Annotated in this window: 11 protein-coding genes; 5 read left to right on the forward strand and 6 right to left on the reverse strand. The window is 61.8% G+C overall.

Going from position 1 to position 13,169, the window contains the following annotated elements; all coding sequences use genetic code 11:
• The 4 genes from kdsA to ABWV42_RS09140 are packed head-to-tail and all read left to right on the forward strand — an operon-like array spanning window position 1 to window position 3,638.
• The gene (gene kdsA, locus ABWV42_RS09125) at window positions 1-834 is read left to right on the forward strand and encodes a 3-deoxy-8-phosphooctulonate synthase (protein ID WP_353339856.1); all 834 of its coding nucleotides are present in this window, start codon (window positions 1-3) and stop codon (window positions 832-834) included.
• Window positions 835-854: 20 nt separating this feature from the next.
• Window positions 855-2,351, forward strand: coding sequence for a phosphomannomutase/phosphoglucomutase (locus tag ABWV42_RS09130; protein ID WP_353339857.1), 1,497 nt, complete (start codon window positions 855-857; stop codon window positions 2,349-2,351).
• A gap of 9 nt (window positions 2,352-2,360) precedes the next feature.
• Window positions 2,361-3,095: a hypothetical protein gene (locus tag ABWV42_RS09135; RefSeq protein WP_353339858.1), complete on the forward strand. Its 735-nt coding sequence runs from the start codon at window positions 2,361-2,363 to the stop codon at window positions 3,093-3,095.
• Between the two features lie 51 nt (window positions 3,096-3,146).
• Window positions 3,147-3,638: an NYN domain-containing protein gene (locus ABWV42_RS09140; protein ID WP_353339859.1), complete on the forward strand. Its 492-nt coding sequence runs from the start codon at window positions 3,147-3,149 to the stop codon at window positions 3,636-3,638.
• A gap of 63 nt (window positions 3,639-3,701) precedes the next feature.
• On the opposite strand, the gene ABWV42_RS09145 is transcribed toward ABWV42_RS09140, so the two are convergent.
• The 3 genes from ABWV42_RS09145 to ABWV42_RS09155 form a co-directional block, all read right to left on the reverse strand.
• Complete coding sequence (locus ABWV42_RS09145) at window positions 3,702-4,514, reverse strand: crotonase/enoyl-CoA hydratase family protein (RefSeq protein ID WP_353339860.1); 813 nt, start codon at window positions 4,512-4,514, stop codon at window positions 3,702-3,704.
• Between the two features lie 67 nt (window positions 4,515-4,581).
• On the reverse strand, window positions 4,582-5,193 hold the full coding sequence (locus ABWV42_RS09150) for a TetR/AcrR family transcriptional regulator (RefSeq protein WP_255103312.1): 612 nt from the start codon (window positions 5,191-5,193) through the stop codon (window positions 4,582-4,584).
• Between the two features lie 99 nt (window positions 5,194-5,292).
• Window positions 5,293-6,096, reverse strand: coding sequence for a crotonase/enoyl-CoA hydratase family protein (locus ABWV42_RS09155; protein ID WP_353339861.1), 804 nt, complete (start codon window positions 6,094-6,096; stop codon window positions 5,293-5,295).
• A 102-nt stretch (window positions 6,097-6,198) separates the two neighbouring features.
• Here ABWV42_RS09155 and ABWV42_RS09160 point away from each other — a divergent pair, with 102 nt between their 5' ends.
• Window positions 6,199-6,393, forward strand: coding sequence for a SlyX family protein (locus ABWV42_RS09160; RefSeq protein WP_255103316.1), 195 nt, complete (start codon window positions 6,199-6,201; stop codon window positions 6,391-6,393).
• A gap of 3 nt (window positions 6,394-6,396) precedes the next feature.
• Here the strand turns inward: ABWV42_RS09160 and ABWV42_RS09165 are convergent, their stop codons facing one another.
• From ABWV42_RS09165 to ABWV42_RS09175, 3 genes are all read right to left on the reverse strand, one after another.
• The gene (locus tag ABWV42_RS09165; protein WP_353339862.1) at window positions 6,397-8,400 is read right to left on the reverse strand and encodes a M10 family metallopeptidase C-terminal domain-containing protein; all 2,004 of its coding nucleotides are present in this window, start codon (window positions 8,398-8,400) and stop codon (window positions 6,397-6,399) included.
• Between the two features lie 143 nt (window positions 8,401-8,543).
• Window positions 8,544-12,062 (reverse strand): DNA polymerase III subunit alpha, encoded by a 3,519-nt coding sequence (gene dnaE, locus ABWV42_RS09170; RefSeq protein ID WP_353339863.1) that lies wholly within the window; start codon window positions 12,060-12,062, stop codon window positions 8,544-8,546.
• A 76-nt stretch (window positions 12,063-12,138) separates the two neighbouring features.
• Complete coding sequence (locus ABWV42_RS09175; protein ID WP_353339864.1) at window positions 12,139-12,984, reverse strand: DUF6544 family protein; 846 nt, start codon at window positions 12,982-12,984, stop codon at window positions 12,139-12,141.
• Window positions 12,985-13,169: the final 185 nt, after the last annotated feature.

Here is a 13,169-nt window from a genome sequence, read left to right on the forward strand (position 1 = left end):
ATGAAACACGTCCAGATTGGCAACCTCTCGGTTGCAAACGACGCCCCGCTCACCGTGATCGCGGGCCCCTGCCAGCTTGAAAGCGCGGACCACGCGCAGATGATCGCGGGGCAGATGAAAGAAGCCTGCGATGCCGCCGGCGCCCAATATGTCTTCAAGGCCTCCTACGACAAGGCCAACCGCACCTCGGTTTCGGGCATCCGCGGCCTTGGCATCGACGAAGGCCTCAAGGTCCTGCAAGGCGTCAAGGAGGCCATCGGCGTGCCCGTCCTGACCGATGTCCACACCGAGGCCCAATGCGCCCCCGCCGCCGAAGTCTGCGACATCCTGCAAATCCCTGCCTTCCTCTGCCGCCAGACCGATCTGCTTCTGGCCGCCGGCAACTCCGGCGCGGTTGTGAACGTCAAGAAAGGCCAGTTTCTCGCCCCCTGGGACATGGACAACGTGGTCTCCAAGGTCGAAAGCACCGGCAACGAGAAAATCATGCTCACCGAGCGCGGCACCTCCTTTGGCTACAACACCCTCGTCACCGACATGCGTGGCCTGCCGCGCATGGCGCAAACGGGCTATCCGGTGATCATGGACGCCACCCACTCGGTCCAGCAACCGGGCGGTCAGGGCGGCTCGTCGGGTGGTCAGCGCGAATTCGCGCCGGTGATGGCCCGCGCCGCGGTCTCGCTCGGAATTGCCGGAGTTTTCATCGAAACCCACCAAGATCCGGACAATGCGCCGTCAGATGGGCCGAACATGATACATTTGCATCATATGCCTGCACTAATTGACACGTTGATGGCCTTCGACCGACTGGCTAAAGCAAACCCAATTCACATCTGACTCAATTGACGAGAAGACATATGCAAAAACCTGCCGCCACGGTGACACCGAACACCTGGGAATTCCTGCGCGACCCGATGATCAAACCCACGGGTTTCCGCGAATACGACGCCCGCTGGCGTTTCCCGGAAGAGATCAACCTGCCCGGCATGACCGCCCTTGGCCTCGGCCTCGGCACCCAGATGCGCCGCCGCGGGATCGAGCCAGTGATCGCCGTCGGCAACGACTACCGCGACTATTCGCTCTCGATCAAACTGGCGGTGATCCAGGGCCTGATGCGCGCCGGCATTCAGGTCAAGGACATCGGCCCGGCCCTGTCGCCGATGGCCTATTTCGCCCAGTTCCACCTCGACGTGCCCGCGGTTGCCATGATCACCGCATCGCACAACCCCAACGGCTGGACCGGCGTGAAGATGGGCTTTGACCGCCCCCTCACCCACGGCCCCGACGAAATGGGCGAACTGCGCGACATCGTCCTCAACGGCGACTGGGAAGAAGCCGCAGGCGGTTCCTATGAATTCGTTGACGGCGTCAAGGAAGCCTACCTCGACGACCTCGTCGGCGACTTCAAGATGTCCCGCCCGCTAAAGGTGGTCTGCGCCACCGGCAACGGCACCGCATCGGCCTTTGCCCCCGAACTCTTCCGCCGCATGGGCGTCGAAGTGGTCGAGAGCCACAATGAACTCGACTACACCTTCCCCAACTACAACCCCAACCCCGAAGCGATGGAAATGCTGCACGACATGTCGGCCTCCGTCAAAGCCTCGGGTGCCGACATGGCGCTTGGTTTCGACGGCGACGGTGACCGCTGCGGCGTTGTCGACGACGAAGGCGAAGAGATCTTCGCCGACAAGGTCGGTGTCATCATGGCCCGCGACCTGTCCAAGCTCTACCCGAATTCGACCTTCGTGGCCGACGTGAAATCCACCGGCCTCTTTGCCTCCGATCCGGAACTGCAAAAGAACGGTGTCACCGCCGACTACTGGAAAACCGGCCACAGCCACATGAAGCGCCGCGTCAAGGAAATCGGCGCGCTGGCTGGCTTCGAAAAGTCCGGCCACTACTTCCTCGCCGAACCGGTGGGCCGTGGCTACGACTGTGGCATGCGCGTTGCGGTGGAAATCTGCAAACTGATGGACCGCAACCCCGAAATGTCCATGTCCGACCTGCGCAAGGCCCTGCCGAAAACCTGGTCGACCCCCACCATGTCGCCCTACTGCGCCGATACCGAGAAATACGACGTTCTCGAACGCCTCGTGCAAAAGCTGGTCGCCAAGGCCGACGCCGGTGACACCTTTGCCGGCCGCGCCATCAAGGAAGTCGTCACCGTGAATGGCGCCCGCGTCATCCTCGACAACGGCTCCTGGGGCCTCGTGCGCGCCTCGTCGAACACCCCGAACCTCGTGGTGGTCTGCGAAAGCTCGGAAAGCGAAGCGGAAATGCGCGCCATCTTTGCCGACATCGACGCGGTCATCCGCACCGAAGAGCTGGTTGGCGACTACGACCAGACGATCTGAGGTCACCCTTTGCTCGGTCTGATACGCGCCCTGTTCAAATCGGGACAACCCGCAGAGAAATCCCGCCCCGGCGGGATTTCCACCTCTGCCGACCTGCCGCGCCCCTTCGGGTTCAAGACCGGCTGGTTCGCCCTGCGCACCACCGACACCGATGCCGCCGCCACGGCCTTCGGCATGACCCAGCCGCAGCTCTGCAACTGGACAAGCGGCCTCGCCGCTGTCTCGGGCCACAGGCCATCGTCCAAGCTGCCACCGATCTTCGTGACCCCGCCGCTGAACGGCTGGACCCTTGCCGTGACCGGTTCAGGCATCAACGCCGACACCCCAGAGGGCTGCAAGGCCGTCGCGCAAACCGTCACCTCCCTGTCCAAAGAATTCGGCGAGGCCCAGTTCTTCGCCTCCCACCGCGTTGTCGAACACTCTGCATGGTTCATTGCCCGTAAGGGCCAATTGAAACGCGCCTTTTCGTTCGTGGGCGACCAAAGCGGCCTGATCTGCAACATCGGCCCCGCCACAAGCCCCTTCGAACACACCCTGCACCTTGATCAATTGGACGGGTTGTCCCTCAACATGGCCAACTCCATCCTTGCCTCTCTCAGCGATGAAGCCGCAGAAAAGAAACTGCCCTACCTGAACGAAACCGCCCCGCACAAGGTCGCCCGGCTCTGGAGCCTCTCGCCCCTCGACCTGCCCCGCAGCGGCGATGACATCGGGGTCGGCATCCTTGGCCGTTTCACGCCCTGATCCCCAGCATTCCCCGTTTTCCCGAAACCAATTTTTCCACGTATTTCCAACATGCCCTTTCTGCCCTATGCGCTGCCCGTCGCTGTTCTGCTTGTCGTCTGCCTTGCCCTCTGGTTCCGCAAATCCCGCAGGCAGATCCCGCAAAGCGCACCGATCCTGATTGACGGCTCGAACGTCATGCACTGGAACAACGGCACCCCCGTCATCCGCGTCGTCCGCCGCGTGGTCGATGCGCTGCAACATCACGGGCACATCCCCGGCGTCGTGTTCGATGCAAACGTCGGCTACAAGATCAGCAACCGTTTTCTGGGCGACGAGGCCATGGCCGACCGCCTGAACCTCCCCGTCGAACAGGTGATGGTCTCGCCCAAGGGCGTGCCCGCCGATCAGTTCCTCCTGCAAGCCGCCCGCGACATGGACGCCGCGATCATCACCAACGACCGCTTCCGCGACTGGGCCGCAGCCTTTCCCGATGTCGTCAAACCCGAACGCCTCGTCAAAGGCGGCTTTCGACAGGGGTCTCCCTATCTGAAAGCCTCCTGACACGATCTCTCTCAACTCCAGAGCACCCGTTGGAGAAGTCCACAACGGCGCCCCGGCATTGCCTCAGATGTCGCTGAAGTCACCACTCCGCCCCTTGCCACCGGCAAAGCGGCTGGCGCCCTCGGGCGCATCTTTGCGGCAGGCGTCGATACCATTGGCCCACTCAAGCCTCAGCCCGTCGCGCACCGACATCCCCCGCGACTCGATGATCGTGCGCCGGTCCGCCAATACCGCCGCCTGCGGAAAACGCGCGATCTCATGAGCCATCGCCTCTGCCGCTGCTCGTGCCTCGCCTTCCGGCACCACCTTTTCACACAGCCCGATGCGATAGCACTCCTCGGCAGGCACCTTGCGCCCGGTCATCGCGATTTCCAGCGCCTTGCCCTGTCCTACCAGACGCGGCAGGCGCACGGCCCCGCCATCCATCAGCGGAATGCCCCACCGGCGACAAAAGACCCCAAGATACGCGGTCTCGGCCATCACCCGCACATCGGCCCACATCGCCAGTTCCATCCCGCCGGCCACCGCCGGTCCTTCCACCGCCGCGATCACCGGTTTGCTCAGCTCCATGCGCGACGGCCCCAGCGGCCCGCGCGGCGCAGGCGCAGCCCCCACCGGAAAGGCAAGGTCCTCCACAATCTCCTTTTGGAGTTTCTCCCGATCCGTCAGGGTCGTGGCGTATTTCAGATCCCATCCCGCGCAAAAAGCGCCGCCCTTGCCCCAGAACACCGCGACCTTAGCATCGCTCGCCTCAAAGGCCTCGAAAGCCGCCACGATGGCATCTGCCGCCTCCGGGCTCATTGCGTTGCGTGCCTCGTCAAACCGATCGTGAATGATGGTCCAGACATCACCGTTCTTTTCGATTTCCACCGCCATGACATGTCTCCTCTGTTCGCGGAAACCACCTGTCCCCGCGCTTGTCATTCCGAATAAGATAACACTGTTATCTTGATGGCTTGACTATGAGCGCCCCAAGCAGCGAGTCAAGAACCAACTGCCAGTGGGTTTCCAATGATCGGTCGCGTTTCGAAAAGCTCAGCGCCAGCACACCAATCATCGCGGCAAAGGTGGCATGGGCCCGCTCCAGCGCCTCGTCCTCGCCCATCACACCGCCGCCGATCCGCAGGAAACAGGCCTGGAAAACCGCCATGCTGTCTTTCAGAATCTCGTTCAATTCGCGGTCCCGCTCTGCCCCAAGGCTCTTGCGTCCCTCCCTTTCAAACAGGTAGAGACCAAGCTGATATTCAAACTTATGTGCCTGATAATACTCAATTGCTGCCAAAACAGAGGCTCGTAGGGACGCCTCCGGATCCGCCTCCTTCGCCGCCCCGACAGACACCGCCTTGTGTAACTCGTGCAGGCTCTCTTCCAACAGCGCCGCATAGATGTCCTCCTTGCCCGAGAACATCTTGTAAATCGCCCCGGTGGTATATCCCGCCGCCGCCGCGATCTTGCGCAGCCCGGCATCCAGACCACCCTCCTCGGCAAAGATCACCCGTGCCGCATCAAGCACTTTGCGACGTCGCGTCATAAGATCAGCGGCTTCCTGCGCCATGGGCTTTCCTTTCACATTGGTAACATCGTTACCCACCCAGAATGGCACGGGGCGGCAGGAAAATCCATGCCGCCCCGCCACCAAACAATCACCCATAGATCAGATATCGGCGAAATCCCCGCCGCGCCCCTTGCCACCGGCAAACCGTGCCGCGCCGTGCTGCCCCTCGCTCATGAAGGTTGCATAGGATCGCCATTCGCGCGTCAGGGACTGCGCCAGCGCCTCTCCCGACATCCGCGCCGAAAGGTGATCGGCCCGCATACAGGCCTGCGGAAACCGGCTGAGGCCCTCGGCAAGGTCCACCGCCGCCGCCAGAGCCGCGCCATCCTCGACCACGCGATCCACCAGCCCCAGCCGCTGGGCCTCGTCGGCCTTCACGGGACGTCCGGTCAGGATCAGGTCGTTGGCCCGCCCCTGCCCCATGATCGCGGGCAACCGGATTGTGCCCCCGTCAATCAGCGGCACGCCCCAGCGCCGACAGAACACGCCGAATGTCGAAGACGCGCCCGCCACCCGCATGTCACACCATGCCGCCAGTTCGATGCCCCCGGCCACAGCAAAGCCCTCGACCGCGGCAATCACCGGCTTGGTCAGCATCAGGCGGCTTGGCCCCATCGGCCCCGGCAGGGGCTGCGCGCGGGCATCCCGCCAGCCTGCGGGAATATCCACTTCGCCGATCCAATCCTGCCCCCCATCTTCCGCCGCCGCCTTGAGATCAAAGCCGGCACAGAAAAACCCGCCTTCCCCGGTCAACACGGCGGCATCCACGCTGTCATCCAGATCAAATTCGAGGAAAGCCTTGTACAAGTCCCGCGCCGTTTCGGGGTTCACCGCGTTGCGCGCCTCCGGACGGTTGATCGACACAATCCGCACCCGTCCGCGCGTTTCCACCAATAAGCTCATGAAAAATCCTCCTGCCCCAAGGGCAGCATTCCGCGGGCCACGGCGTCAATCAAAACCCCACGTCGCTTGACCCGCAGCCCCGCGCGGCCTATCGAGCCTGCCATGGACAAACTGGAAGAACAAATCGCCCACCTGACACGCACCGTCGAAGACCTCTCCGAGGTCGTCGCCCGTCAGGACAAGGAACTCGCCCTGCTGACACGCCGCGTTCAGTTGCTGCTCGAACGCGAAGCCGCCCGCGAATCCGACGGTGGCGGTGGCGTCGTCTTTGGTGACGAACGCCCCCCGCACTACTGATCCTCAGAGCAGGAAATCCCCTGCGGTCAGGTCAACCAGCAGACCAAGATCAAGCGAGAAGTCGGCTGTGCCATCGCCGTCGACATCGGCGCGAATGGCCGTACGTCCGCCGCCCTTGAAATAGCGCAACTCGCCCGCCGTACCACTAAAGGCCGTGGTTCCGATAAAGGTGAAATCCTGGTCCCCGGCGGCACCGGTGTTGGCATCGATCGCCGAGATGTAAATCCGGTCATCGCCTTGGATGAAATCGATGATGTGGTCATGCGCGCCCAGCGCACTGTCGCTCACGTTGAAGAACGAAAACGCATCCGCGCCGTCGCCGCCCGACATGGTGTCCTGACCACCAAGACCGCGGATCGTGTCATCGCCGTTGCCACCATGCAGCGTATCCTGACCATCCCCGCCAAACAGGACATCATTGCCAAGCCCGCCTTCCATGCTGTCATTGCGGTTGTGGCCGTAAAGCGTGTCATCTCCGCTGCCACCAATCAGCAGGTCATCGCCCTTGCCGCCTTCCAGCCTGTCCTTTCCGGCAAGCCCGCTGATCGTGTCCTTCCCGGCACCCCCGACCAGCTTGTTGTTGATCGAGTTGCCCCACATCTCGTCGCCCTTCGAGCCACCGATGGCATCCTCGATCATCGACCGTTTCTTGCCGTCATGCAGCAGGGCATTGAACACGCTGCCACGGGCATAGATATTGTCGTCCGGATCGGCTTTGCCCTCCAGCAGCGCCAGCTGGCTTTTCTTCAAAACGCTCCACTTGCCGGGCCGCAGGTCAAGCATCACACCGGTATTGTAATTCGACGCGTCATAGGTGTCGTGACCGCCACCATCCCAGATCGTCTCGAAGATTTTCGCCTTCGTCTTGTCAAACGTATAGGTCGTGTCCCCCGATTTGGTCTTGAAGTTCGCGCCATAAAGATACTGGATCGCCGCGATATCGTGCATCATCAACGTATGCGGATAGCTGCCCTCGGCATTGGTCACATTGGCAATCGACTGCCCCGCCCACGAACGATAGCTCATCACCGAAAACTCGTGACTGTCCTGATTGGCAGGCAACTGCACCCCGTTGCCACGTGTACTGTGCGGGTGCTTCAGGCCAAGCGCATGACCGACCTCGTGGATGAAGACGTAAAAGTCATAAGACCCCACCGCCGCCTCGGCCGTCGGACGGGCAATGTCGATCATCACGTCACCCGAATTCGCGCTATGCCCCGGTAGAAACGCATCCGCCGGCGCATCAATGTCCGAACGCCCGAACCGCAACGTGCCCGGCGTGCCGCCATCCGTCACCTTCTTGAACTTGATGTCGGCAAGGTCGTCCCACATGTCCAGTGCCTTCAGCGTCATCGCCTTCTGCCCCGCCGAGAACGCCTGCAACGTATCCGCGCGGGTCTTAGACGAAGTGAAAGTCTCCGGCCCCGTGCCATACCCCGGCAGGTCCGAATTCGCGTTCATGAAACTCCAGGTGATCGTGTTCTCGGCCCATTTCGTGCCGTTGATCAGGTTGTCAATCTTCACATCGCCCGAGTTGGCAATCTTCTTGTGCTCCGGCCTTACCCCCACCGTCAGGTTGTCCACCGCAAACCCCGCAGGCTCGCTGCCAATCGGCTTGATCACCACCTTCTTGATGACATTCTCGCCGAAATCGAAACTAAAGTTCTGATAGGTGCCATCGTCGTTGGTGTTCACCTTCTTGACGATCTTGAACCCGTTGTGTCCGTGGATCACGACCCGCGTGCTCTTGGCCGCATCAAAACACCCCGCATCGAAACTCACCGACGAGGCAAGGTGCGAAAAGGTGAAGACCACCGGCCCGCTATAGCTCGAATTGGCCGCGATACAGGGCGTCGTCGGGTTGCAGCTGTCCGGCACAAGCTGCCCCGTGGTGTTCACCGTAAAGTCCCCCACATGCAGCAGGTTGGCGAAGGTATAGGTTGGGTTGGTCGTGTAAAGGGAATACTCGTCAAACGTTATGGTACCGGTCGAAACTGGGCTGGCCATGCGATGTCCTCCCGCAAAGCCCGCGCATCTCGTCCTACCGAAATCTCCGCGGGATGCGCGGACGGTTGGTCATGAAAATTCTGTTTGAGGCCTCGGATGGTAGCACAAAAGCGGCGGCACGTCACATGTGCCGCCAACGGCCCTCAGAATTCCTCGACCATCATCACCCCATCGAGCGACTTCAGCGCGCCCTTGATCTGCGGGTTCACCGGAAATTCGCGGCCCGTGTCCATCTCGACCTCGCCGGGCAGGTCCGGGCTCATCAGGCAGAAGATGACCGGCCCCTTGCCGCCCGCCTTCACCGTCTCGGCCGCCTGTTGCAGCACATTCGCCACCGGCGCCACCGCCCCTGCGTCCTCAAGGTAAATCTTCAATCCGGCGCTGCCCGCATCCGCGACGATGGTTTCCACCGGTGCCACCGACTGTGCCAGCAGCTTGAGCTGGTCGCTTTCCATCTCGGCCTTCACGGTCACCACAACCTTGGCCCCGGTCTCGAGGTATTCCCGACACTTCTCGAGCGTGTCCGAGAAGATCGTCACCTCATAGGCCCCTGTTGGATCGGATAGCTGGGCAAAGGCAAAACGGTTGCCCCGCGCCGATTTCCGCTCCTGCCGTCCAGACACCCGACCGGCCAGCTTTTCGATACAGGCCCCGCCACGGGCCTTTTCCGTCAACTCGTCCAGCGTCAGAACCTTCTTGCGCTTCAGGGCGGGCATGAAATCCTCAAGCGGGTGGCCTGACAGGAAGAAACCAATCGCCTTGGCTTCCTCGTCCAGCCGCTCCGCAGGAAGCCAATCCGTCACCGGCGCCATGCGCGGCTCGGGCAGGTCTTCGCCGGCCTCGCCAAACAGCGACACCTGGCTTGAATGCTTCTGTTCCTGAATGGCCGCCGAATACTGCACCAGCGCATCAAGGCTCTCCATGACGCGGCGGCGGTTGCCATCCAGCTGGTCAAACGCCCCCGACCGCGCCAGCATCTCCAAAGGCCGCTTGCCAACCCGCTTAAGGTCTACGCGGCGGGCAAAATCGAACAGCGTCGCAAAGGGCTTGTCCTTGCCCTCCACCTTGCGCCCCTCGGTCACAAGCTTCATCGCCTCGACACCAACGTTCTTGAGCGCGCCCAGCGCATAAACCAGCGCCCCGTCAACCACTTTGAACGTCGCGTCAGACCGGTTCACGCAGGGCGGCACATAAGGCAGCTTCAGCGCCTTCTTCACCTCTTCGAAATAAATCGCCAGCTTGTCGGTCAGGTGAATATCGCAGTTCATCACCCCGGCCATGAACTCGACCGGATGGTTCGCCTTGAGCCACGCCGTCTGGTAACTCACCACCGCATAGGCAGCCGCGTGCGATTTGTTGAAGCCGTAGTTCGCGAACTTCTCAAGAAGGTCAAAGACCTCCGACGCCTTCTTGGCCGGAACCCCGTTCTCGCCCGCGCCCTTCTCGAACTTCGGGCGTTCGGCGTCCATCGCCTCCTTGATCTTCTTACCCATCGCCCGGCGCAACAGGTCAGCGCCGCCAAGGCTGTAACCCGCCATCACCTGGGCAATCTGCATCACCTGCTCCTGGTAAACGATGATGCCCTGTGTCTCTTCAAGGATATGGTCGATCAGCGGGTGGACCGACTCGATCTCCTGCAACCCGTTCTTCACCCGGCAATAGGTCGGGATGTTCTCCATCGGGCCGGGACGATACAGCGCCACAAGCGCAACGATGTCCTCGATACAGGTCGGCTTCATCTGCTTCAGCGCATCCATCATGCCGGTGGATTCCACCTGGAACACCGCCACCGTCTTGGCCGCCGAATAAAGCTTGTACGTGGGCTCGTCATCCAGCGGAATGGCGTTGATCTCGTTCTCCGCCCCCTCCGCCGGCTCGTAAAGCTGGGTGCCATCCGCCGCGATATGCAGGTCACGGCCCGATGCGTGGATCTGCTCGATCGCATTCTGGATCACCGTCAGCGTCTTCAGGCCAAGAAAGTCGAACTTCACAAGGCCTGCCTGCTCGACCCACTTCATGTTGAACTGGGTGGCCGGCATGTCCGAACGCGGATCCTGATAAAGCGGCACCAGCGCATCCAGCGGCCGGTCTCCAATCACCACCCCCGCCGCGTGGGTCGAGGCGTTCCTCAAAAGCCCCTCGACCTGCTGGCCATAGGTCAGCAGACGATCCACCACTTCTTCGGCGCGTGCTTCTTCGCGCAGACGCGGCTCTTCCTTGAGCGAATCCGCAATCGACATCGGCTTCACCCCTTCCACGGGGATCAGCTTGGACAAGCGATCCACCTGACCGTAAGGCATCTGTAGAACCCGCCCGATATCGCGCACCGCCGCCTTGGACAAAAGCGCACCAAAGGTGATGATCTGGCCCACCTTGTCGCGGCCATATTTCTCCTGCACGTATTTGATCACCTCTTCCCGGCGATCCATGCAAAAGTCGATGTCGAAGTCCGGCATCGAAACCCGTTCCGGGTTAAGGAAACGTTCAAACAGCAGCGAATACCGCAGCGGATCAAGGTCGGTAATCGTCAGCGCATAGGCCACCAGCGATCCCGCACCAGACCCCCGCCCCGGCCCCACCGGAATGCCCTGATCCTTGCCCCACTGGATAAAGTCCGCAACGATCAGAAAGTAGCCGGGGAACCCCATGCTCTCGATGATTCCCAGCTCGAAATCCAGCCGCTCCTGGTATTCCTCGACACTCACCGCGTGCGGGATCACCGCCAGACGTTTCTGCAATCCCTCGTTCGCGATGCGGCGCAGTTCGGCCACCTCGTCATCGGCAAACTTCGGCAGGATCGGGTCCCGTCGATAGGTCGCAAAGGCACAGCGCCGTGCAATTTCCACCGTATTTTCAATCGCCTCGGGAAGATCCGCAAACAGCGTGATCATCTCTTCCTGGCTCTTGAAGTAATGCTGCGCCGTCAGGCGGCGGCGGCCCTCCTGCTGGTCGACATAGGCACCTTCGGAAATACAGATCAGCGCATCATGCGCCTCGAACATGTCGGTCTTCGGGAAATAGACATCATTGGTCGCCACCAGCGGGATGCCCATCTCATAGGCCATCTCGATAAAGCCGCGCTCGGTCAGCCGCTCCACTTCGGGCTGGCCCATCTCGCCGGGGTGGCGCTGCAACTCGACATAAAGGCGGTCGGCAAAGATCTCCCTGTACTGCCGCATCATGGCCTCGGCCTCGGCCCGCTTGCCCTGTTGCAGAACCTGCCCAATCGGCCCTTCCGGTCCCCCCGTCAGACAGATCAGCCCCGCAGACCGCTCGGCCAGTTCTTCCATCGTCACCTGCGGCAACTGCCCGCCCTTGTCCACGTAAAGACAGGACGACAGCTTCATCAGGTTCTCGTAACCTTCCTCGCGCTGCGCCAACAGAACAATCGGCGCCGGTTTCGGCGGCTGCGTCCGCCCCGTCGGATCGTTGTGCGGCATGGCGATATCCACCTGACAGCCCACGATCGGCTGAATCCCCGCCCCCTGCGCGGTGACCGAGAATTCCAGCGCCGCAAAAAGGCTGTTGGTATCCGTGATCGCCACGGCGGGCATGCCCATGTCGGCGCACATGCCGGGCAGTTTCTTGACCCGGACAGCGCCTTCCAGAAGCGAATATTCGGTGTGAACGCGGAGGTGGATGAATCGTGGACTGCTGCTCATGACGCCCAAGCTACCCCAGCGCTCGCGCCGAGGAAATGGCGAACCGACACCGCTGCCAACTCAATTCCATCCACCCTCAGTGGCGCAGGTGATAGGCCGTGATTTCGCCCCGCCAATAGGCCTCATAACCGTCCGGATAGACATAACCAACCTCGGCCTTGGTCGGCATCCGCCGTCCCCCCACCCAGGAATACCGCTCGAACGTCCCGATCCATTCCCGCGTCTGCGGCTCTCCCTTGGGCGCCCGCACCGGGCGGTCCTTTGCCTGCACGCCGATGATGTCCCCGCCGGCGTCAAACTCGAACACCACCCGCGCATCACCCATCGATGCCGCCACATGGCGTTCGCCCACAACCGTCCAGCGGATCGCGCCGTTCTCCAGAATGGCATCCGGCACCCAGACCAGTTCCGCCAGATAGCGCATCGCCTCGCCCTTGCTGATGTCCGCGCCGCTTGCCCGCACCATCGGCAGCGCCCCAAGCAGATAGACCTCGAGAAACCCGCGCCCATTCAGAAACCCGTCGAGCACGCGGATATGCGCCACATCCTTCCAAAGCTCGCGCCCCGCCTTCCACAGGAACCCAGGCTGCCGCACACCGCTCCATTGCCAGCCCCAAAGCGTGACCCAGGGCGCACCACGCCGCAGCCGCATCTTCACCGACTGGCCGAATTCCACGTGACTGACCCGCGCCTCAGGGTCCGCGCCGTTGCGCCTTGCAAAATCGCGCACCACCCGTGGCAGACGCTCTGGCCGTTGCCCCGCAACATCGCCGCCGATCCGCCCGGCAAGGCGATCCGCACGCCGTTCATAGGCCCAGCGCCCAAGCCACAGCACCGCCGCAACCACCACCAAACCAACAAGAATTGCCAACACCAGCCAGCCCATTGAAGCACTTTCAATTTTACCCAAATAATCAGGCATGATTAACCGCTTGAAACTTAACAATATTAAGCTCCACTGGCAACGCCCTCAAATTACGCGTATCTGCTTTTCTGCGCCCTGCAACCCTAAGTTTCCCTTGCAGAATCCGCCCCCCCAAACCTAGTGTGGGTGCGCTAAAAAAACGACAAGGCCGGGGTGCTGCGCGACGCATTCAATTCGGCTCC

This window comes from Pelagimonas sp. KU-00592-HH (genome assembly GCF_040369695.1).
Taxonomy (GTDB): Bacteria; Pseudomonadota; Alphaproteobacteria; order Rhodobacterales; family Rhodobacteraceae; genus Shimia.